The following is a 22770-nucleotide window of genomic DNA, read 5'->3' as shown; positions in this document are numbered from 1 at the left end:
GCACGCTGAGCACGCGCGGTGCCGGCTGAAGGGCCCCCGAGGCAAGAGGCATGACTGACGCAAACTGCGCTACCTGTATATAACTACGATACTAGTAGAATGACAAGGTGCACCTCGGCTGTCAAGGGCAGCCGCCGACCCTGGCGCACCGCGCCCGGCGCGAGCCCAGCCTGACCCCGACCGCGCCGCGTGCGCCCGCCGGTCGAGTGTCCACTTAGTCCAATGGCCAACCATCGCCGTAAAGCGGCACGATGCCAATGTCGGCCGGGATTCTGCTTGTTCGACTGAAGCGTCGCACCAGTTGCACAGCCCTTTTCGGGCCGGTGCCGATCCTGCGCTCACACCATCCCCGCACGCCATGGCGTGCGGGGATGGCCGTCGTACAAGATGGCCGCGAGTTTGATTGCCGCATGGCGTGGCCCAAGGACTGAGGAAGCGGAATGGCTGCTGCTGAGAACGTGCTCCGCGAACTGATGGCCGGACAGTTGGGCATCTGGAACGCTCAACAGCTCGAACCGGAGAGCCTGGCGTTCAACGTCAGCGAGTACGTGGAGCTCCGTGGCGAGTTCGACGTCGAGCTCTTCCAGGAGGCGCTGCGGCGGACGCTGGACCGGGCCGACGCGTTCCGCCTGCGCTTCACCGACTCCGGCGGCGGGCCCCGGCAGTACGTCGACCCAGCGGGGAGTGCCCCATCCGGGTCGTCGACGTCAGCGGCGAGGCCGACCCGCAGGCGGCCGCGGAGGAGCTGATGCGGGCCGACCGCGCCCAGCGGATCGACCTGACCGGCAGCGCGCTCTGCGTCCACATCGTCTTCGTGCTCGAGCCGCGGCGGCACTTCTGGTACCAGCGCCTGCACCACCTCGTCGTGGACGGCTACAGCCTCTCGCTCTTCACCTCGGCCGTGGCCGAAAACTACGACGCGCTGACCGAGGGCCGCTCGCCGGACGCCGAGCTGGAGCCGATCTCCGTCCTGCTCGACGCGGAGCGCGACTACCGGCAGTCGGCCGACTTCGCCGGCGACCGCGGCTTCTGGCTCGACACGCTTGCCGACCCGCCGGAGCCGGCGCGGCACGCCGGACGGCGCCGGTGGCTGCCGGACACGCTGACGCGGCACGCCCGGCCGCTGCTGCGCCAGGACGCCGCCGACCTCAGGACGACCGCCGCGCGGTACGGCACGAGCTTCGCCCAGCTGGCGATCGCGGCCGCCGCCGTGTACCGCCACCGGGTCACCGGCGCACGCGACATCGTCCTCGGCGTGCCGGCACTCGGCCGGGGCGACACCGACGAGCTCGCCGCCGTCGGCATGACCGCCAACGTACTGCCGCTGCGCCTCAGGATCGATCCGCGGCACACCCTCGCGGAAGTCGTGCGGCAGACCTCGCGGGTCGTGCGCGCGTCGATGCGGCACCAGCGGTACCGGTACGAGGACATGCTGCGCGACCTCAAGATCGTCGACGGCGCGCCGCTCTTCGACCTGAGCCTCAACATCATGGGATTCGAGTACCCGCAGCGGTTCGGCGCCTGCACGGCGGTCGCCCGCACCCTGTGGTCCGGGCCCACCCACGACCAGCGCATCAACGTCTACGACCGGCCGGGCACCGCCGAGATGGTCATCGAGGCCGAGGTCAACGACGACATCCACGAACCGGCCGCGGCGGAGGGCATCGCCGTGCGGTACCTGCGGGTGCTGCGCGCGTTCGCCGAGCTGGCGCCCGACGAGCCGGTGTCCCGGACGAGCCTGCTCAGCGTGGACGAGCGCCGCCGCGTGCTGGTCGGCTGGAACACGACCGGGTGGCCGACCGGGGGCGGCTCGATCGTCGAGCTGTTCGAGTCGCGGGTCGCCGCCGCGCCGGACGCCACCGCGGTCGTCGGCGACGGCGTCGAGCTGAGCTACGCCGACCTCGACGAGCGGGCCAACCGGATGGCTGGGTACCTGCGAGGGCTCGGCGTGGACGCGGAGTCGGTGGTCGCCGTCGCGCTGGAACGCGGGGTGGACCTCGTCGTCGCGCTCCTCGGCGTGCTCAAGGCCGGCGCCGCGTACCTGCCGATCGACCCTCGGTACCCCGCCGCCCGGATCGCCTTCATGATCGAGGACAGCGGCGCGAAGGTCCTGCTGACCGCCTCGGACGGCCCTGCCGCCGGGCCCTCGTCCGCCGTGATCCCCGTTCACATGGACAACCCGCTGGTGCGGACCGTCGTCGACAACCAGCCGGCCACCACGCCGGCGGTCAGCGTGTCGCCGGACGGCCTCGCGTACGTGATCTACACCTCCGGCTCCACCGGCACGCCGAAGGGCGTCGGCCTCAGCCACACCGGCGCGGTGAACCTGACCGCCACGCTCCAGCAGCGGTTCGGCGTCGGCCCCGGCGAGCGGGTGCTGCAGTTCGCGTCCATCGGCTTCGACGCCGCGACGTGGGAGGTGCTCTCCGCGCTGTGCACCGGGGCGGCGCTGGTCGTCGCGGACGCCGACGAGCTGCTGCCGGGTGCCGGCCTCGCCGAGGTGATCTCCCGGCACGGCGTGACGTACGCCGGACTGCCGCCCGCGGTGCTGTCCGCCATGGACACCGACGCCCTCGCCTCGGTGACCACGCTCGTATCGGCCGGTGAGGCGCTGGACGCCACGCTGATCGGGCGGCTGGCGCCGGGCCGGCAGATGTTCAACGGGTACGGGCCGAGCGAGACGACAGTCGCCGCCACGATCTCGCCGCGGCTCGTCGCCGGGGACGACCCCACGATCGGCACCCCGATCACCAACATGCGGGCCTTCGTGCTCGACGACCAGCTGAGCCCGGCGCCCGTTGGCGAGGCGGGCGAGCTGTACATGTCCGGTGCCGGGCTCGCGCGCGGGTACATCGGCCGGGCAGGGCTGACCGGGGCGCGCTTCGTGGCCTGCCCCTTCGGCTCCGGCGAACGCATGTACCGCACCGGCGACCGGGTCCGGTGGAACAAGGACGGCCAGCTCGTCTTCCTCGGCCGGGCCGACGACCAGGTGAAGATCCGCGGATTCCGGATCGAGCCCGGCGAGGTCGAAGCGGTCCTGCTCAGGCACCCCGGCGTCGCGCAGGCCGCGGTCCTCGTCAGGGAGGACGTACCCGGCGACAAGCGGCTCGTCGCCTACGTTGTGGGCGACGTCGAGGAGCAGGAGCTGCGGGCGTTCGCCGGCGAGCGGCTGCCCGAGCACATGGTGCCGGCCGCGATCGTCGTGCTGGCCGAGCTTCCGCTGACCCCGCACGGCAAGGTCGACCGCAAGGCCCTTCCCGCACCGCAGTACCGGACCGGCGGCGGCCGGGCGCCCGCCACCGCCCTGGAGGAGCGGCTGTGTGCGGAATTCGCGGACGCGCTGGGGCTCGACACGATCGGCGTGGAGGACAGCTTCTTCGCGCTCGGCGGCCACTCGCTGACCGCGACGCGACTGCTCGGCCGGATCCGGGCGACGACAGGAGCGGCGGTACCGCTGCGGACCCTCTTCGAAGCGCCCACGGTCGCCGAGCTCGCCGAGTGGATCGAGTCGCGCGGCGCCGGCGAGGCCCCGGCGGCCAGCCCGATCAGGCCGATGGCGCGCCCGGAACGGATCCCGCTCTCCTTCGCCCAGCAGCGGCTCTGGTTTCTCGGGCAGATCGAGGGGCCCAACCCCACCTACAACGCGCCGCTCGTGCTGAACATGTCCGGGCCCGTGGACACCGAGGCGCTCGACGCCGCGCTGCGGGACGTGATCGGCCGGCACGAGTCGCTGCGCACCGTCTTCCCGAGCCGCGAAGGCCAGGCGTACCAACGGATCCTGGAGCCGGCCGCGCTGGACTGGCGGTTGAGCGTCGAGCGGGTCGCGGCGTCCGATGTGGACGAAGCTGTGGCGCGGGTGACGCAGCACGCGTTCGACCTCTCGGCCGAGGTGCCGCTGCGGGCCTGGCTCTTCGAGAGCGGCGCGGACCAGCGCGTGCTGGTGCTGGTGATGCACCACATCGCGGGCGACGGCTGGTCGATGGGGCCGCTGAGCCGCGACCTGTCCGCGGCCTACACGGCGCGGACCCGTGGTGCGGCGCCGGCGTGGGAGCCGCTGCCGGTGCAGTACGCGGACTACGCCATGTGGCAGCGCGAGCTGCTCGGCGACGAAGGCGATCCGGAGAGCCTGCTGTCGAAGCAGGTCGGCTACTGGCGGCAGGCGTTGACCGGCGCGCCGGAGGAGCTGGCCCTGCCGCATGACCGGCCGCGTCCGCAGGTGGCGAGCCACCGTGGTTTCAGTGTGCCGCTGCAGGTGCCGGCCGAGGTGCATCAGCGGCTGGTGGATCTGGCGCGGGTCGAGGGCGTGACGCCGTTCATGGTGCTGCACGGGGCGCTGGCGGTGCTGCTGTCCCGGCTCGGCGCGGGTGTGGACGTGCCGATCGGTTCGGCTATCGCGGGCCGTACCGACGAGGCTGTCGACGATCTGGTCGGGTGCTTCGTGAACACGTTGGTGATCCGTACGGACCTGTCGGGTGATCCGGAGTTCCGGCAGGTGCTGTCGCGGGTGCGGGAGACGACGCTGAGTGGGCTGGCGCATCAGGATGTGCCGTTCGAGCGGCTTGTCGAGGAGCTGGCGCCGGCCCGGTCGCTCGCCCGCCACCCGCTCTTCCAGGTGGTGCTGACGGTCTTCGACCCGGACGAGATCACCCTCGACCTGGCGGGCGTCACCCTCGAACCGCGTGCCACCTCGCGGGCCGCCGCGAAGTTCGACCTGGACGTGCTGGTGGGGGAGGTGTTCGACACTGAAGGGCGGCCGGCTGGGCTGCGTGGCTCGGTGACGGTGGCGGCGGACCTGTTCGACGCCGCGGCGGCGGAGCGGTTCGCCGGCTGGTTCGGCCGGGTGCTCGACGTCGTGACGGCCTCGGCCGGCGTACGGGTACACGCCGTCGACGTGGTCGATCCGGCGGAGCGGGTGCGGGTCGTGTCCGGCTGGAACGACACGGTCGTGGCCGTGCCGGACGAGTCGGTGACCGCGCTGTTCGAGCGGCGGGTGGCGGCGAGCCCGGATGCGGTGGCGGTGGTCGCCGACGGTACTGAGCTGACCTACCGGGAGCTGGACGCGGCGGCGAACCGGCTCGGCCATTACCTGCGCCAGCAGGGTGTGGGTGCCGAGTCGGTGGTCGGTCTCTGCCTGCCCCGCGGCGTGGAGATGATCACGGGGATTCTCGGCGTGTGGAAGGCCGGCGCGGCGTATCTGCCCGTGGACGCGACGCTGCCGGTGGACCGGATCGCGTTCATGGCCGCGGACAGCAAGGCCACGATGCTGCTGGGCACCGAGGATGTGATCGGTGATCTGCCGGCGGGTCGGGTGCGGTTGGTGGCGATCGACTCTCCGCTGGTGGAGATGATGATCAACGCGAGCCCGGCCACCCCGGTCGGCGTGCGCACGGACCCGAACAACCTCGCCTACATCATCTACACGTCCGGTTCGACTGGCACGCCGAAGGGTGTCGCGGTCACCCACGGCTCGCTGACCAACTATGTGTCGAGCGTGTCAGACCGTCTGGAGTGGACCGGCCAGGACGCCCGCTACGCCCTGCTGCAAGCGCAGGTGACGGATCTCGGCAACACGGTGGTCTTCATCAGCCTCGCGACCGGCGGTCAGCTGCACATCCTCGACGAGGACGCGGTGGTGGATCCGGTGGCGGTCGCGAGCTACCTCAGCGACCAGCGGATCGACTACGTGAAGGCTGTTCCGTCCCACCTTGCCGCGCTGTCGGCGGGCGCCGGGATGGCGGGCGTACTCCCGGCCCGGTCCCTGGTGTTGGGTGGTGAGGCCGCGCCGATTGCTTGGCTGCGGGAGCTGGTCGCCGCGGCCGGCGGCCGGAAGGTGTTCAACCACTACGGCCCGACCGAGACCACGATCGGTGTCGCCACCACACAACTGACCCCGGACCTCGTGGACGGGGGCGTGGTCCCGGTCGGCTCCCCGATCGGCAACACCCGTCTGTACGTCCTCGACGACGGGCTGCGGCCCGTGCCGGTCGGTGTGCCCGGTGAGCTGTACGTCGCCGGCGCCGGCGTGGCTCGCGGCTACGTGCGCCAGGCCGGCCTGACCGGCTCCCGGTTCGTCGCGTGCCCGTTCGGCAGCGGCGAGCGCATGTACCGCACCGGCGACCGTGCCAAGTGGACCGCCGGCGGCAACGTCGTCTTCCTCGGCCGCGCCGACGAGCAAGTCAAGATCCGCGGCTTCCGCATCGAACCGGGCGAGATCGAAACGGTCCTGCAAACCCACCCGGCGGTCGCCCAGGCTGTGGTGGTGGCCCGCGAAGACAGCGCGGGTGACAAGCGACTCGTCGCCTACGTCGTGCCGGACGACCTGGACGAGCCGGGCTTCACCGACGCCGACGTGAAAGCCTTCGTCGGGCAGCGGCTGCCGGAGTACATGGTCCCCGCCGCCGTTGTGACCCTGTCCGATCTGCCCCTCACGCCGAACGGCAAGCTCGACCGCAAGGCGCTGCCCGCCCCGACTACGCGACCGGTGCCAGCGGTGGACGCCGCGCGGGGACGGTGCGCGAAGAGCTGCTGTGCGCCGCGTTCGCGCAGGTGCTCGGCGTCGACTCGGTCGGCGTCGACGACAGCTTTTTCGACCTCGGTGGACACTCGCTGCTTGCGGTGCGGCTCACCTCCCAGATCCGGGCGGTACTCGGCGTCGAGATCGAGATCCGCACCCTCTTCGAGACGCCCACCCCGGCTGGCCTCGCGGCGCTGCTGGACGAGGCGGAGACCGATCGGGTACGCCCGGCGCTGCGCGCGGGTGACCGTCCCCAGCTTGTACCGCTCTCGTTCGCCCAGCGGCGGCTGTGGTTCCTGGCGCAGCTCGAAGGCCCCAGCCCGACCTACAACCTCCCGATCGTCGTCCGCCTCACCGGCGCCGTGGACACCGTCGCGCTCGACGCCGCGCTGCAGGACGTGATCGGCCGGCACGAGTCGCTGCGCACGGTCTTCCCCACCCAGGAGGGTGAGCCGTACCAGCGGATCCTGGAGCCGGCGGACCTTGACTGGCGGCTGGAGGTCGAGCGGGTCGGTGCGTCCGATGTGGACGCCGCGGTGGCGCGGGCGACGCAGCACGCGTTCGACCTCTCGGTCGAGGTGCCGGTGCGGGCCTGGCTGTTCGACAGCGGCGCGGACGAGGGTGTCCTCGTGCTCGTCGTCCACCACATCGCGGGCGACGGCTGGTCGATGGGGCCGCTGAGCCGCGACCTGTCCGCCGCCTACGCCGCCCGCATCCGTGGTGTGGCGCCGGCGTGGGAGCCGCTGCCGGTGCAGTACGCGGACTACACGCTGTGGCAGCGCGAGCTGCTCGGCGACGAAGGCGATCCGGAGAGCCTGCTGGCGGCCCAGATCGGCTACTGGCGGCAGGCCCTGGCCGGGATGTCCGACGAGCTGGCGCTCCCGCATGACCGGCCGCGCCCGCAGGTGGCGAGCCACCGTGGGTTCAGCGTGCCGTTGCAGGTGCCGGCCGAGGTACATCAGCGGCTCGTGGATCTGGCGCGGGTCGAGGGCGTGACGCCGTTCATGGTGCTGCACGGCGCGGTGGCCGTGCTGCTGTCCCGCGTGGGCGCCGGCGACGACGTGCCGATCGGTTCGGCCATCGCGGGCCGCACCGACGGCGCCGTCGACGACCTGGTGGGTTGCTTCGTGAACACGCTGGTGATCCGTACGGACCTGTCGGGTGATCCGGAGTTCCGGCAGGTGCTGTCGCGGGTGCGGGAGACGACGCTGAGCGGGTTGGCGCATCAGGATGTGCCGTTCGAGCGGCTTGTCGAGGAGCTGGCACCGGCCCGATCGCGGGCCCGGCACCCGCTCTTCCAGGTCGTCCTCACGATGCTGAACCCCGCCTCCACCACCCAGACCGGCGTCGACGTGCTGGACCTGACCGGCGTCGAGGCGCAGGCGGTCTTCGCCGGCAAGCCGGCCGCGAAGTTCGACCTGGACGTGCTGGTGGGGGAGGTGTTCGACGGCGAGGGGCGGCCGGCCGGGCTGCGTGGCTCGGTGACGGTGGCGGCGGACCTGTTCGACGCCGATGCGGCGGAGCGGTTCGCCGGCTGGCTGGGGCGCGTGCTCGACGTCGTGACAAGGTCGGCCGAGGTGCGGGTACACGCCGTCGACGTGCTCGGCGAGACCGAGCGGACCAGCGTCGTGTCCGCTTGGAACGACACCTCGGCCGCCGTGCCGGACGAGTCGGTGACCGCGCTGTTCGAGCGGCGGGTGGCGGCGAGCCCGGATGCGGTGGCGGTGGTCGCCGACGGCGTCGAGCTGACCTACCGGGAGCTGGACGCGGCGGCGAACCGGCTCGGTCATTACCTGCGCCAGCAGGGTGTGGGTGCCGAGTCGGTGGTCGGTCTCTGCCTGCCCCGCGGCGTGGAGATGATCACGGGGATTCTCGGCGTGTGGAAGGCCGGCGCGGCCTATCTCCCGGTGGACGCCACGCTGCCGGTGGACCGCATCGCGTTCATGGCCGCGGACAGCAAGGCCACGATGCTGCTGGGCACCGAGGACGTGATCGGCGATCTGCCGGCGGGTCGGGTGCGTCTGGTGGCGATCGACTCTCCGCTGGTGGAGATGATGATCAACGCGAGCCCGGACACCCCGGTCGGCGTGACGCCGAATGCGGGCAACCTCGCCTACGTCATCTACACCTCGGGCTCGACCGGCACGCCGAAGGGTGTCGCGGTCACCCACGGCTCGCTGACCAACTATGTGTCGAGCGTGTCGGACCGTCTGGAGTGGACCGGCCAGGACGCCCGCTACGCACTGCTGCAAGCCCAGGTGACAGACCTCGGCAACACGGTGGTCTTCATCAGCCTCGCGACCGGCGGTCAGCTGCACATCCTCGACGAGCGGGCGGTCGTGGACCCGGCGGCGGTATCTCGATACCTGGCCGAGCACCGCATCGACTACGTAAAGGCTGTCCCGTCCCATCTCGCCGCGCTGTCCAGCGGCTCCGATGTCGCCGGAGTGCTGCCGGCCCGGTCCCTGGTCCTGGGTGGTGAGGCAGCGCCGATTGCTTGGCTGCGGGAGCTGGTGGCCGCGGCGGATCAGAACGGCCGGAAGGTGTTCAACCACTACGGTCCGACCGAGACCACGATCGGTGTCGCCACCACACAGCTGACCGCAGACGCCGTGGAGGGCGGCGTGGTCCCGGTCGGCTCCCCGATCGGGAACACCCGTCTGTACGTCCTTGACGACGGGCTGCGGCCCGTGCCGGTCGGTGTGCCCGGTGAGCTGTACGTCGCCGGTGCCGGTGTGGCCCGCGGCTACGTGCGCCAGGCGGGCCTGACCGGTGCCCGGTTCGTCGCGTGCCCGTTCGGCAGCGGCGAGCGGATGTACCGCACCGGCGACCGTGCCAAGTGGACCGCCGGTGGCAACGTCGTCTTCCTCGGCCGCGCCGACGAGCAAGTCAAGATCCGCGGCTTCCGCATCGAACCGGGCGAGATCGAAACGGTCCTGCAAACCCACCCGGCCGTCGCCCAGGCTGTCGTGGTGGCCCGCGAAGACAGCACCGGCGACCGGCGACTCGTCGCCTACGTCGTGCCGGACGAGCCCGAGGACGCGGATGGCGAGCTGCCCACGTCACTGCGCAAGTACGCCGCCCAGCGCCTGCCCGACTACATGGTGCCGGCCGCGGTCGTCGTGCTGCTCGAGCTGCCCCTCACGCCAAACGGCAAGCTCGACCGCAAGGCCCTGCCCGCGCCCGACGCCGCGGTGGCCGCCGGGCCGAGGCGGGAGCCGGCCAACCGCACGGAGGAGCTGCTCTGCGGCGCATTCGCCCAGGTACTCGGCCTTGACTCGGTCGGCGTGGACGACAACTTCTTCGACCTCGGCGGCCACTCGCTGCTCGCCGTCCGGCTCACCTCCCGGATCCGGTCGGCCCTCGGCGTCGAGGTCGAGGTCCGCGAGCTCTTCGACGCGCCCACGGTGGCCGAGCTCGCCGGCGCGCTGCCGACGACGAAGTCGGAGCGCCCCGCCCTGCGCCCGATGCGGAGGGATTCCTGACCCTTCGACCCGAAGAAGCTTTGAGCTACCGCGACGTCCGCGATGGTCCGGACCGTTGCTCCCGCGGCCTCACCCTCCGCGTTTGCAGAACCAACCCCCGCCGGGGTTGGGCCGCGGGACGCTCTCAAGCTGGTAGCAGCAATGCGCCCAGCCTTCGAGGGGAACGCTCACAGCGCGGGTGTCGGCGGTTGTCGCAGGGCCCGAGGCGGGCCCTGGGGCCAGGATGCGCGCGGCGTGGGGGCGCTGGCCGCAGGCGCTGGCTTCGGTGTAGAGGGCCCCGGCGTTCTTCGGCACAGAGCAAGGGCCGGCCTCAAACCGCGTCGAGCGGTTGGGGTGGCGCCGTCGGTGCCGGAGCTGCCGGTGGCCTACGGGGCGCCGGTGTCGGGGTCCGTTCGGTTCGCCGGCTGATCCGTATCCGGTGTCGAGTCGATGGACCGCGCCGCGGAGTTGTTGTCGACGGCCCAGCCGAAACGCGGCCACGCGGACCTGTCGCATCCGGCGGCCGAGAGTGCGACGCCGGCCAGCCCGGCCAGCGACGCGGCGGTGGGGAAGCGGCCGCGAGCGCCGGTGGCGGTGACGGGTATAGCCGGGCTGTCGACTGGGCGCATTGCTGCTACCAGCTTGAGAGGGTCCCGCTTCCTCCCGCCCCATCCCTAGGGTCCGAGCCCAGCCGCGGACTGGGGCGTCAGGGTGGCCGCGCTACGGCGGAGGGTGAGGCCGCGGGAGCCTCAAGGAAGACGCGGCGTCAGTTTTTGTCGAGGAACTCGATGATGGCGGCGTTCACCTCGTCGGGGCGCTCCAGGTAGCCCAGGTGGCCGCAGCGGGGGATCTCCACGAAGTCGCAGTTGGGAATGGCGTCCGCGGCCTCGGCGGCCAAGTGTGACGGGGTGATCAGGTCGTCGGCGAAGCCGATGACGCGGCAAGGAGCGGAAATCGTGCGGAGGGCGTCGCGGCGGTCCTGGAGGAGGTCGACCCACACCTGGCCGCTGGCCGTGGTGCTCGCCTCGCCCGCGAGCTCGAAGACCTCCAGCCACCCGGCGATGGCGTCGTCGTTGTTGAGGGTTGTCGGCGACAGCATCTTCATGACCGTCTCGACGGCCTCGTACTTCGCCGGCAGCTTGATCCCGCTCTCGATCAGGGCGCGGTCGGCGGCGGCCTGAGCCAGACGGACGGCGTCCGCCCGGGCTCGTGTGGCCATCAGCACCGCGCAGCGGACCAGGTCGGGCCAGCCGATCGCCAGCTCCTGCGCGATCATCGCGCCCATCGACGTGCCGACGATCCGGCAGGGGGCGAGGTCGAGCTCCTCGATGAGGGCCTTGGTGTCGGCGACCAGCTCGGGGAGCGTGTACTTTCCGGGCGGCGCGTCCGACGGCGGGATGCCGCGGTTGTCGAATACGACGGTCTCGTATCCCGCCTTGTGCAGCGCGGGTGTCTGATGCAACGTCCAGACGTGACCCGCGGCCGACGATCCCATGATGAGCAGGACGGGTTCGCCGCTACCGGAGCGCTGATAGGAGAGCTGGATGCCGTTGGCGGCCAGGTACGGCACGTGAATCCTCCGAATAGGACGGTCCGCGAGAGGCGCGGCCGGAGAGTGGAGCGTGTTTCACTATCGCATCGTGGGGCGCGACACCGTCAACACCGCGGAAGCGCACGAACCTATCCCAGCCTGTGCGACTGAGTCACCGCTTCGGTTGTACATCGATTGCGCCCGCCGCATCACCCTGTGACGCTGGCGGAACATCCAACAAATCCAACGCCATCGCGTCCACAGGGGAGGGCAGCCAGATGGTGCGGCTGACCCGACCCCCGCTCGCGGGCACCACCGCGGTCCGCGGCTCGGTCAACGGGTGCCCCACCTTCCGGCTCACGGTCCGCAGCCTCCAGAGGATCAGTCCGCGCGTCACCCGCATGGTGGCCGGTGGTCCGGGGCTGTCGGCCTTCCAGGAGAACGGGTGTACCGACGCTCACGTCCGGATCCTCTTTCCCCGGGCGGGCGTCACGTACCCGGACGACTTCGACATGCGGTGGATCCTCGCCCGGCTGCCGCGCGAGCACTGGCCGCGCACCCGCACCTACACCGTGCGGTACGTCGACTGGCTGGCCGGCGAGCTCGCCATCGACTTCTTCGACCACGGCCGCCCCGGCCTGGCGCGGTCGTGGCTCGCGAGCGTCGAGCCCGGCGACGACGTGCTCATGCAGGGGCCGGGCGGGCGGTACCGGCCGAACGAGCACGCCGACTGGCACCTGTTCGTCGGCGATCAGGTGGCGCTGCCCGCGATAGCCGCGGCGCTGGAGGCCCTCGACATCGGCGCGCGGGCCCGCGTGGTCCTCGACGTCACCGACGCCGCCGACCACCAGCCGCTGGTGAGCGCCGCCGACCTGGACGTCACCTGGCTGCACCGGGCCGAGGGCGACGACGTCGTCCGTACCGTCGAGCGGATGCGCTTCGGCGACGGGGAGGTCGACGCGTTCGTGCACTGCGAGGCCAGGGCGACCCACCTGCTGCGCCGGCACCTCTTCAAGGAGCGCGGCCTGCGCAAGGACCAGCTGTCGATCTCCGGCTACTGGCGCCTCGGCATGAACGACGAGGCGTGGCGGGCGTGGAAAGCGGCCCACCCGGTCGACGACGCCCCGCCGGCGCCTCGCAGCGGGATTCACCAGTGAGACAAGTAGGAGGCGGTGCATGAGCATCCAGACCCTCGCCGACGTAGCCAGGCTGGCCGAGTCGCGACTCGAGCCGGCGATCTGGGACTACATCGAGGGCGGAGCGGGGCAGGAGCGCACCCTCGCCGCCAACCGCGCCGCCTTCGACCGGTTCTGGCTGCGCCCGACCGCGCTCCGGGCCGCCGGCACGCCGCGCACCGACACCACGATCCTCGGCCGGCGGTGGGCCGCGCCGTTCGGCGTCGCCCCGCTGGAGTACCAGACGCTGCTGCACCCGGACGGTGAGCTCGCGACCGTGCGCGCCGCCGCTGCCGCGGGCCTCCCGGTCGTGGTGAGCGCGTTCGCCGGGCGCACGTTCGAGGAGCTCGCCGAGGCGGCCGGCGCGCCGCTGTGGGCGCAGGTGTACTGCTTCCGCGACCGCGGGATCACGCGGGACCTTGTGGCACGTGCGCAGGCCGCGGGCTTCGGGGCACTGGTGCTCACCGTGGACACGCCGCACCCGGGCCGGCGGCTGCGCGACGAGCGCAACGGGTTCACGCTCCCCGCGGGCGTGCGAGCGGCAAACCTTCCCGGCGGGGCCGACCTCGACCCGGCGCTCGACTGGTCGTTCGTGGAGTGGCTGCGTGCGGAAAGCTCGCTGCCCGTCGTGGTGAAGGGCGTCCTCAGCGGGGCCGACGCGCTCGAAGCGACAAAGGCCGGCGCGCAGGGTGTCGTGGTGTCCAACCACGGCGGCCGCCAGCTCGACGGTGCGCCGCCGGCACTCGACGTGCTGCCCGAGGTCGCCGCCGCGGTGGCGGGGACCTGCGCGGTCCTCGTCGACGGCGGGGTGCGCCGCGGCACCGACGTGCTGGCCGCGCTCGCGCTCGGCGCGGACGGCGTGCTGCTCGGCCGCCCGGTGCTGCACGGGCTCGCGATCGGAGACCAGGCCGGCGTCGCCCAGGTCCTCGACATCGTGCGGGAGGAGCTGGTCGAGGCCATGTCGCTCGCCGGGGTCAAGGACGTGGCCGCGGCCGGCCCGGACCTGGTGACGCCCGTCGAGCCGGCCAGCGGCGGCATCGCGCTGCGCCGGTCGGAGCTGCACGCCAGCCTGTCCGACCCGGTCATGGACACGATGAACTTCTTGAACGAGATCGCGATGCGCTACCCCGAGGCGATCTCGTTCGCGCCGGGGCGTCCCAACGACGAGTTCTTCTCGACCGAGCAGATCTTCGACCACATCAGGCGGTACCTCAAGCACCTCGAGGACGAGGGGCGTACACCCCAGCAGATCCGCAGCGCGATGTACCAGTACGGCCCGACGGCCGGGCAGATCCGCGAGCTGATCGCCGACACGCTGCGGCGCGACGAAGGCATCGACGTGGCGGCCGAGTCCATTGTGGTGACCGTGGGCGCGCAGGAGGCGATGCTTCTCACGCTGCGCGCGCTGTTCTCCGAACCGCGCGACGTGCTGCTCGTGTCCAGCCCCTGCTACGTCGGCATCAGCGGGGTGGCGCGGCTGCTCGACATCGAGGTGGTGCCCGTCCTGGAACGGGCGGACGGGCTCGACCCCGCCGACGTGGCCGAGACGATCGCGGCGCAGGTGGCGCGGGGTCGCCGCCCGAAGGCGCTCTACGTCATCCCGGACCACTCCAACCCGGCCGGTACCACGATGCGGCTGCAGGCGCGGCGGGTGCTGCTCGACATCGCCGCGCAGGCCGGCGTCCTGGTGCTGGAAGACAGCCCGTACCGGCTGGTGAGTCCTGGCGCGCAGCTGCCGACGCTCAAGTCGCTGGACACGCGGCGGCAGGTCGTTCACCTCGGCTCGTTCTCGAAGACGATCTTCCCGGGCGCGAGGGTGGGTTTCGTCGTCGCCGACCAGCCGGTGGTCGACGACGACGGTCGGGCGGGCCTGCTCGCCGGCGAGCTGACCAGGATCAAGAGCATGGTGACGGTGAACACCTCGTCGCTGAGCCAGGCGGCGGTCGCGGGCGCGCTCCTCGCCGCGGACAGCAGCCTCACCGCCCTCAACGCCGGACCGGCCACCCACTACGGCGAGTCGATGCGCCTGATGCTGGAGCAGCTCGACGAGCGGTTTCCGCCGGCCATCCGCACCGAGCTGGGCGTCACCTGGAACAGGCCGAGCGGCGGCTTCTTCCTGAGCGTCTCCGTACCCTTCCGCGCCGACAACGCGGCCCTGGTGCGTTCCGCAGAAGAGTTCGGAGTGCTGTGGACGCCGATGTCCTACTTCCATCCCGGTGGCGGGGGCGAGCGGGGCATCCGGCTGTCGACCAGCTACCTCACCGGCGCGCAGATTGCGGAGGGGACCGCTCGCCTGGCCCGGTTCATCAACGCCCAGATCGCCATGAGCCAGTAATCTCCAGTCGACGCAGGGCTAACCAAACCATAACCAAGCGTGTCGGCTTGGCATTTGCTTGAGGCTGCAATAGATTCACGGGCAGTGCAAAGATCTGCTGCTCCAGGGCAGGGAAATCGTATTCTCGTTAGCTTTGCCGAAAAGTGACAATCGATGTCCATGGGGTCGCGCGGGGGAGTCTCCGCCGCCAGTGGAGCGAGATATGACGACGGAGGGTTACGTCGCGCCGCCTACCGGGCCGGCTCGCTTGACCCGCCCTGGTGAAACAGGCGCCCTGTTGGGTAAGATCGCCTCCTACGTTCGTATGACTGCGTGATGGCGCAGTCGCCCCAATGCAGTGCAAATCGGCACCAAACCCGCTATTGGCGAACGCAAGTTCCCCTCGCATCCGCCCCTCGCATCGATGTTCGAGTGCGTAAAGTGCGCGGTCGCACACGTGTGTCCCCGTCGGCTAGCTTCGCAGTCATTACGGGCATCGATCTTCTTGGCGGCTGTGAGCGCGAAAAGCGATTGGTCTTCGCGTTTTGCCAGGAGTTGCACGCAAACGGGGGAGGACGACAGGCGTGGAACAAGCGAGTTTGGTCGGGACGGTCCTGGACCAACCCAAACCAGCGGTGTGGAGAAGTTCGTCGGTATTGATCCAGGCAACACCCGCGGAGACTGTGGAAACAGAATGGGTGCCGGTCAAAACCATCCTGCCGGCGAATTCGCCGCGGCAGGCGGGGGAGGATATTGAGCATACTCGTATGTTGGCGAGTGTGGATCAGCGGTTGCCTCCGATTATTGTGCATCGTTCTTCGATGCGGGTGATTGATGGTAATCATCGGCTTGGTGCTGCGTTGTTGCGTGGTGACGAGTTGATTGAGGTTCGGTTTTTTGATGGTTCGGAGCAGGAAGCGTTTGTGCTTGCGGTGCAGACGAATATTGCTCATGGGTTGCCGTTGTCGTTGGCGGATCGGACGCGGGCTGCGGAGCGGATTATTGCGTCGCATCCGAATTGGTCGGATCGGGCGATTGCGTCGGTGACGGGGTTGGGTGCGCGGACGGTGGGGAATGTTCGTCGTCGTTCGTTGGGTGGTGGGGATGGTGAGGTGCGGGCGCGGACTGGTCGGGATGGTCGGGTGCGTCCGTTGGATAATGCTGAGGGTCGGTTGAGGGCTTCGGCGATTATTCGTGAGCGGCCGGGTGCGTCGTTGCGTGAGGTGGCGCGGGAGGCGGGGGTGTCGCCGTCGACGGTGCGGGATGTGCGGAAGCGGATTGAGCGTGGTGAGGATCCGGTGCCGTCGGTGCGTCGTGGGCGTGGTGATGGTTCGGGTGTGAAGTCGTTTGGTGTGGGTGGTGTTGAGGGTCCGCGGTTGGCTTCGATGTTGCGTGGGTTGCAGAGTGATCCGTCGTTGCGGTTTACGGAGTCTGGTCGGATGTTGTTGCGGTGGATTTTTTCGCGTGCGATCCGGTCGGATGAGCGGCTTGATGTGGTGGGTAAGGTGCCTCCACACTGCACGTACATAGTCGCTAACGTGGCTCGGGTTTGTGCGGATGAGTGGTTGCAGCTGGCCAACGAACTCGAGCAACGCACCGCCGAAACGGCCTGATTGGCGCCGTTGCCCGCTCAGCTCCCGCGCGCTGTGTCGCGTGGGCCAAACGACGACGGCACGGGACAGCGTCCGCTGTCCCGTGCCGGTATCCCTACCCATGTCCGAACGACGCAGAAAGGCGGTCGACATGACCACGGTAGTGTTCCGTCCGCGCAGCAAACCCCGTATGTGGGGGTGGACGTTCCGATGACACTGACCCTCAACGCCCCGGCGCCCCACGCCCTCAGTGCGGCCCGGCACGAGACGGTCGTCCCGGACGCGCAGATCATCGGCGTCGGCACGGCTGTCACCGACATGTCGTACACGCAGCAGGAGCTGCTCGACATGTTCCGGATCGCCGACCCGAAGGTGCGTTCGGTGTTCGGCAACAGCGCCATCGAGCGGCGGCACCTGACGGTGCCGCCGCTCAATGCTGACGGCACCTTCGCCGAGGAGCGGCAGGGTGCGTTGCTGCAGAAGCACAAGAAGCTCGCGGTCGAGATGGGCGCCGACGCGCTGCGGGCGTCGCTGGCGGACGCGGGCATCACGCTGTCGGCCATCGACTACCTGTGCTGCGTGACGTCCACCGGCTTCCTCACGCCGGGCCTGACCGCGCTGCTCATCCGCGAGCTCGGCATCGACCCGAGCTGCCACCGCGCCGACGTCGTCGGCATGGGCTGCAACGCCGGCCTCAACGGGCTCAACGCGACCGCCAACTGGGCGAAGGCCAACCCGGGCCGCGTGGCCGTCATGGTGTGCGCGGAAGCGTGCTCCGCGGCGTACGTGATGGACTCGACGATGCGCACCGCGGTGGTCAACAGCCTCTTCGGCGACGGCGCGGCGGCCATCGCGCTGATGGCGCCCGCGACCGGCGGCGAGGCCGCTTTCGACGGCCCGCGCGTGCTGTCGTTCGCCAGCCACATCATCACCGACGCGTTCGACGCGATGCGCTACGACTGGGACGACGAGCAGAACAAGTTCAGCTTCTTCCTCGACCCCGAGATCCCGTATGTGGTGGGCGCGCACGCGGAGCAGGTCGTGGACCGCCTGCTGTCCGGTGCCGGCCTGCGCCGCGGCGCCGTCAAGCACTGGCTGGTCCACTCCGGCGGCAAGAAGGTCATCGACGCGGTGCGGGTGAACCTGGGGCTGACCCGGCACGACCTGCGGCACACGACCGGTGTGCTGCGCGACTACGGCAACCTGTCCAGCGGCTCGTTCCTCTTCTCCTACCAGCGCCTGCTGCGCGAGCGGATCGTGGCGCCGGGGGACTACGGCGTACTGATGACGATGGGACCGGGCTCCACAATCGAGACGGTGCTGGTGCAGTGGTGAACGGGGGGAGCAACATGTTCACCGACGTGAGCGTGTCGGGCGACGGCGATGTTCTGGTGGTCCGGATCGACGGCGCGGACGGGCGGCTGGTCGACCACACCGCCGCCGTCGCCGCGGCCTGCGACCGGGCGGAAGACCTCGATGGCAAGGCCATCGTGGTGGTGCAGGCGGCCGGTGCGCCCGCGGGGGCGCGTGCCGGCGGGCTGACGGTCAAGCTCGTGAGCAAATGGGAGCAGGCGCTGCGCCGCCTGGAGCGGCTTCCGGCCGCCACGATCGCGGTGGCCACCGGCGACTGCGGCGGGGCCGCGCTGGACGCGCTGCTCGTGACCGACCTGCGGATCGCCGGCGAGTCGGCCCGGCTGGTGCTCTCGACCGAGGGCGACCTCATGTGGCCGGGGATGTCGCTCTACCGGCTGTCCCGCCAGCTGCCGGCCGGCGTGGTCCGCCGGGCGGCGCTGTTCGGCGGTGCGCTGACCGCTAACGAGGCGCGCGACCTGCACCTCGTGCACGAGGTGAGCGGTGATCCCTCCGCGGCTCTCGCGGCGGCCGTCCGCCGCGTCGCGGCCGGCTCCGGGACCGAGCTGGCCGTGCGCCGGCAGCTCACCTCGGAGGCACAGAGCGTCGGCTACGAGGACGCGCTGGGCGTGCACCTGGCCGCCTGCGACCGGGCGCTGCGGCGGGCCGCCGCCGAGGCGACACCGGCCTGACCCGAAAACGCGATCGGCCCGACCACCGCGGTCGGGCCGATTGTCGTTGCTCCATTTTGGACAAAGGCAGAGGTGAGCTACCGCGACGCCCGTCGTGGTCCGGACCGTCGCTCCCGCGGCCTCACCCGCCGCGGGGGTCGGGCTTCAAAAACCGTTGGGCTTGTCGCGCGGGCCCGGCAGCGGAGGTCGGGGATTTCGGCGAGCGCCGGCTCGCCGCCGACCTCCGCGGTGCCCGCGCGGGCAATCTGCCTTTTGAGACCGGAGTTGGTTATCCGACGCGGACCGGCGAGCCGGTCGTGAGGGCGGTCCGGTCCACCTTTCCGTTGGAGGTGCGGGGCAGCTCGGGGACGAGTCGCAGCGCGTCGATCACCATGTAGCCGGGAAGGTGGGCGACGCAGTGCGCCTTCAGCCCGAGGAGCGTGGGGCGCTGGCCGTCGGCCGCGACGACGACGGCGAGGATGCGGGCCTCGAGGCCGGTGCCGACCACGACGACCGCGGCCGTGGCGACCGCGGGATGCGTGGCGAGGACCGTCTCGATCTCGCCGGGCTCCACGCGGTGGCCGCGCACTTTGATCATCTGGTCGCGGCGCCCGGCGTACTCGAAGTTGCCGTCGGGATCGACCCGGCCCAGATCGCCGGTGCGGTAGGGCCCTTCGTGGCGGGGCTGGCCCCAGTAGCCGAGCATGACCGTGGGCCCCTCCACGACGATCTCGCCGATCTCGGCGCCGGGCGGGTCGAGCCACACCCGGTCGGAGCTGCACGCCTTTCCGATCGGCAGCGGCCGGGTCGCGGCCAGGTCCCGCTCCGTCATCTCGTAGGACGTGCAGACGTTCGTCTCCGTCGGCCCGTACCAGTTGAACATCCGGACCGAGGGCCACGCGGCCCGCAGGCGCTGCGCGTCGGCGAGCGGAAACGGTTCGCCGGCGAACACGCAGACCCGCAACGAGGCCGGTACGCCGCGGTCGAGCATCCCGCCGTCGTTCATCATCAGCTGGAGCGCCGACGGCACCGAGTACCAGACCGTGATGCCGCGGTCGAACAGGAACTCGGTGAGGGCCTCCGGCGCGTACGCGAACGCCGCCGGCACCAGGTCGACGCACGCTCCAGAGTGGAACGCGCCGTACATGTCGAAGACCGACAGGTCGAAGTTGAAGGGCGCGTGGTTGGCGAGCCGGTCGCCGGCGACAAGGCCGGTCTCGTCCGCGGCCCAGCACACGAAGGCCAGTGCGTTGCGGTGGCTGATGCACACGCCCTTCGGCTCACCGGTCGAACCGGAGGTGTAGAGGATGAACGCGCAGTCGTCCGGCTCCGGCGTGACGTCGTGCGTAGGCACGCGCGGCGTCGGCAGGACCGGCTTGGCGAGCAGCTCACCGAGGCTGACGAACCGGGGGTCGCCGGCCACCGGCTCGTCCGTGACGATGACCGTCGCGGCGCAGCCGTCCGCGATGCGCAGGACCCGCGCGACGGGGTTCGACGGCGTCACGGGTGCGTACACGGCGCCGAGCCGCAGCGCGCCCTGCATGACCGCCACCGTGTCGACGCTCTTGGACGTCCAGAGCACGACCCGCTCGCCGCGGCCGACACCCGACGCGGCCAAGGCCTGCGCGTACCGGCCGGCGAGGCGGTCAAGGTCTACATAGGACAACGTGGTGTCGCCGTCCCGAACGGCCGGCGCGTGCGGGGTGCGGGCAGCCGCGTCGCGGACCAGGGCCGGGAGATGAGCCGCATGGGAATGGGTGTTCATCGCGCGCGCACCGCCATGCTTTTACCAGTCATTTGCCACCTCGATAGGGTTTTTGTCGCACGAACTGACTTCGCTTGCCTCGCCTCGGCCGCCTACATAGTGTTCCGAGGGCGCCGAACCACGGAACGGCGCCACTTGGACGGACGAACTACCGGCGGTGGTGAAGGAATGCGGACACCAGGACTGTTCGTACGTGGGATAGGGGTGCGGGTCGCCGACCGGGTGCCGGTCGAGGACGCGGTCGCCGCCGGTTGGTACGACGCCGACGAGGCCGAGGCGACCGGGTTCGTCAGCATCGCGATCGCCGGCGACGAGTCGGCTCCCGACCTTGCGCTGTCCGCGGCCCGGACGGCACTGGGTCGCGCGGGCGTGCCGGGGCGGTCGTTGAGCCACCTCTTTCACATCGACGTCTACCACTCCGGTCCGGAGGGCTGGTGCCCGTACGCCTACCTGCAGCGCAACCTGGACGCCGCTGACGTGTTCGCGACCGGCATCCGGCAGGGCTGCAACGGCATGTTCGGCGCGCTCCTGCTGGCCGACGCGGCGCTGCGCGTGGTGCCCACCGACCGGTCGGCCCTGCTCGTGGCCGCTGACAACTTCGGCGGCTCCCCGCTGCTGGACCGGTGGCGCTGCAACCCGGGCCTGGTCATGGCGGACGGCGCGGGCGCGCTGGTGCTCAGCCGGGAAGCCGGCTTCGCCGAGATCCTGTCCGTCTCCTCGGTGACGCTGGCCGAGCTGGAGGGCCTGCACCGCGGCGACACGCCGCTCTTCCCGCCGGACATGACGCTCGGGCAGCGGCTGGACTTCGGCGCGCGGTTCGCCGAGTTCGCCAGCTCCGGCGGCTTCGGCACGAACAGCGGGCTGCGCTTCGTGCAGCAGTTCGGCGCGCTGGTCGACCAGCTGCTCGACGAGGCCGGCATCAAGCTCGACGAGGTCGACCGGGTCCTGTTCAACCACGCCGGCCGCGAGCTCGTCGAAGACCGGCTCGGCCCACTGGACGTGCCGCTCACGCGCACCACCTGGGAGTACGGCAGCACGATCGGGCACGTCGGCGCGGCGGACCAGGTCATCGGCTTCGACCACCTGCTGGACACGGGCGTGGCCGTGCCGGGGACGCACCTGCTGCTGCTCGGCGTCGGGCCGGGCGTCAACATCGCCGGCGCGGTGGTCCGCGTGCTCGCCGCACCGCCCTGGGCGCCGTAGCCGGTCTGGCGCGGCCGACCGGGCCGATCGATTGTGGGAGGACCGATGGAGTTCGGCTGGACGCCCGAGCAGCGGGCGCGGTACGACGAGGCGCTCGCTGCCGCGCGCGGCTTCGGGCCCGAGACGGGCGCACCGGGCCTCGCGCCCGACGACTGGCTGGCCCTGGGCAAGCAGGGGCTGCTCGGGGCGAGCGTGGCACCCGAGTACGGCGGGGCGGGGCTCGGCGCCCTCGACACCGCCCACCTCTTCGAGGCATTCGGCCGCGGCTGCCCGGACACCGGGCTTGTCTTCGCGGCCGCCGCGCACCTGTTCGCCTGCGCGATGCCGATCGCCGACTTCGGCGCGCCGGCGCTGCGGGAGCGGCTGCTGCCCGACATGTGCGCCGGCCGGGCCGTCGCCGCCAACGCGATGACCGAGCCCGGCGCCGGCTCCGACGTGTCCACACTGGCCACGACGGCGACCCGCGTCGACGGCGGGTACCTGCTCAACGGCACCAAGAGCTTCGTGAGCAACGGCCCGGCGGCCGACGTGTTCGTCACCTACGCCACGACCGACCCGGCGGCCGGCCACTTCTCGCTCACGGCGTTCGCAGTCGGGCGGGACGCTGAGGGGATCCGCGTGGGCCCGCCGTTCCGCAAGCTCGGCATGGCGTCGTGCCCGGCGAGCGAGGTCGAGTTCGTGGACTGCTTCGTGCCGGACGAGGGCGTGCTCGGCGAGCGGGGCCAGGGCTCGGTCGTCTTCCAGCACTCGATGCTCTGGGAGCGGACCTGCCTGTTCGCCCTCTACCTCGGCGTGCAGGACCGGCTCGTCGACGCGGTCGTGGAGCACGCCAAGAGGCGCAGCCAGTTCGGCCGGGCGCTGCGCGAGTTTCAGTCGGTGTCCAACCGCATCGTGGACATGAAGCTGCGGCTGGAGAGCGGCCGCCTCCTGCTGTACCGCGCCTGCTGGTCGATCGACCGCGGGGACGCCGACCCGCTTGCTTCGGCATTGTCCAAGCTGGCCGTCTCGGAGGCGGCGGTGGCCAGTGCCGCCGACGCCGTGCAGGTCCTCGGTGGCCGCGGCTACCTGAGCGAAAACGGGGTCGAGGCGGCACTGCGCGACGCGGTCGGCGGCACGATCTTCTCCGGTACCTCGGACATCCAGCGCCAGATCATCGCTCGGGAGCTGGGTCTGTGAGGTCGGCCGGAGCCT

General features: G+C 71.1%; 10 protein-coding genes and 2 pseudogenes. 10 read left to right on the top strand and 2 right to left on the bottom strand.

Annotated elements, in window-relative coordinates:
• Positions 1 to 440: 440 nt before the first annotated feature.
• Both Phou_RS52420 and Phou_RS09665 read left to right on the top strand, forming a co-directional pair.
• Positions 441 to 6448 (top strand): annotated as a pseudogene (locus tag Phou_RS52420) (amino acid adenylation domain-containing protein); the annotation flags it as partial.
• Between the two features lie 62 nt (positions 6449 to 6510).
• Positions 6511 to 9999 carry a non-ribosomal peptide synthetase gene (locus tag Phou_RS09665; RefSeq protein WP_173055460.1) on the top strand — a complete coding sequence of 1163 codons (3489 nt, stop codon included), beginning with the start codon at positions 6511 to 6513 and terminating at the stop codon, positions 9997 to 9999.
• Between the two features lie 745 nt (positions 10000 to 10744).
• On the opposite strand, the gene Phou_RS09660 is transcribed toward Phou_RS09665, so the two are convergent.
• Positions 10745 to 11548, bottom strand: a complete 804-nt coding sequence (locus Phou_RS09660; RefSeq protein WP_218578915.1) for an alpha/beta fold hydrolase — start codon at positions 11546 to 11548, stop codon at positions 10745 to 10747.
• A 239-nt stretch (positions 11549 to 11787) separates the two neighbouring features.
• Between Phou_RS09660 and Phou_RS09655 the strand changes: the two genes are divergently transcribed.
• The 6 genes and pseudogenes from Phou_RS09655 (at position 11788) to dpgB (ending at position 18632) form a co-directional block, all read left to right on the top strand.
• Positions 11788 to 12666, top strand: coding sequence for a siderophore-interacting protein (locus tag Phou_RS09655; protein WP_173055458.1), 879 nt, complete (start codon positions 11788 to 11790; stop codon positions 12664 to 12666).
• Positions 12667 to 12685: 19 nt separating this feature from the next.
• Positions 12686 to 13705: pseudogene (locus tag Phou_RS54945) on the top strand (alpha-hydroxy acid oxidase); the annotation flags it as partial.
• A 63-nt stretch (positions 13706 to 13768) separates the two neighbouring features.
• Positions 13769 to 15019 (top strand): aminotransferase-like domain-containing protein, encoded by a 1251-nt coding sequence (locus Phou_RS54940; RefSeq protein ID WP_308784484.1) that lies wholly within the window; start codon positions 13769 to 13771, stop codon positions 15017 to 15019.
• 563 nt (positions 15020 to 15582) lie between these two features.
• On the top strand, positions 15583 to 16611 hold the full coding sequence (locus tag Phou_RS09645; RefSeq protein ID WP_218578913.1) for a ParB/RepB/Spo0J family partition protein: 1029 nt from the start codon (positions 15583 to 15585) through the stop codon (positions 16609 to 16611).
• A 189-nt stretch (positions 16612 to 16800) separates the two neighbouring features.
• Positions 16801 to 17925 (top strand): 3,5-dihydroxyphenylacetyl-CoA synthase DpgA, encoded by a 1125-nt coding sequence (gene dpgA / locus Phou_RS09640; protein ID WP_173055454.1) that lies wholly within the window; start codon positions 16801 to 16803, stop codon positions 17923 to 17925.
• Complete coding sequence (gene dpgB, locus Phou_RS09635) at positions 17922 to 18632, top strand: enoyl-CoA-hydratase DpgB (protein WP_218578911.1); 711 nt, start codon at positions 17922 to 17924, stop codon at positions 18630 to 18632. The genes dpgA and dpgB overlap by 4 nt, the downstream gene beginning before the upstream one ends.
• 268 nt (positions 18633 to 18900) lie before the next feature.
• Here dpgB and Phou_RS09630 read toward each other — a convergent pair whose 3' ends face one another.
• A complete protein-coding gene (locus tag Phou_RS09630) occupies positions 18901 to 20376 on the bottom strand; it encodes an amino acid adenylation domain-containing protein (protein ID WP_173055452.1) in 1476 nt (491 codons plus the stop codon).
• A gap of 168 nt (positions 20377 to 20544) precedes the next feature.
• Between Phou_RS09630 and Phou_RS09625 the strand changes: the two genes are divergently transcribed.
• Both Phou_RS09625 and Phou_RS09620 read left to right on the top strand, forming a co-directional pair.
• The gene (locus Phou_RS09625; RefSeq protein ID WP_173055450.1) at positions 20545 to 21579 is read left to right on the top strand and encodes a ketoacyl-ACP synthase III family protein; all 1035 of its coding nucleotides are present in this window, start codon (positions 20545 to 20547) and stop codon (positions 21577 to 21579) included.
• Between the two features lie 45 nt (positions 21580 to 21624).
• The gene (locus Phou_RS09620) at positions 21625 to 22755 is read left to right on the top strand and encodes an acyl-CoA dehydrogenase family protein (RefSeq protein WP_173055448.1); all 1131 of its coding nucleotides are present in this window, start codon (positions 21625 to 21627) and stop codon (positions 22753 to 22755) included.
• Positions 22756 to 22770: the final 15 nt, after the last annotated feature.

This window comes from Phytohabitans houttuyneae (genome assembly GCF_011764425.1).
Taxonomy (GTDB): domain Bacteria; phylum Actinomycetota; class Actinomycetes; order Mycobacteriales; family Micromonosporaceae; genus Phytohabitans; species Phytohabitans houttuyneae.
Note: the sequence above shows the minus strand (reverse complement) of the source record. Positions and strands in the feature narration are given on the sequence as shown.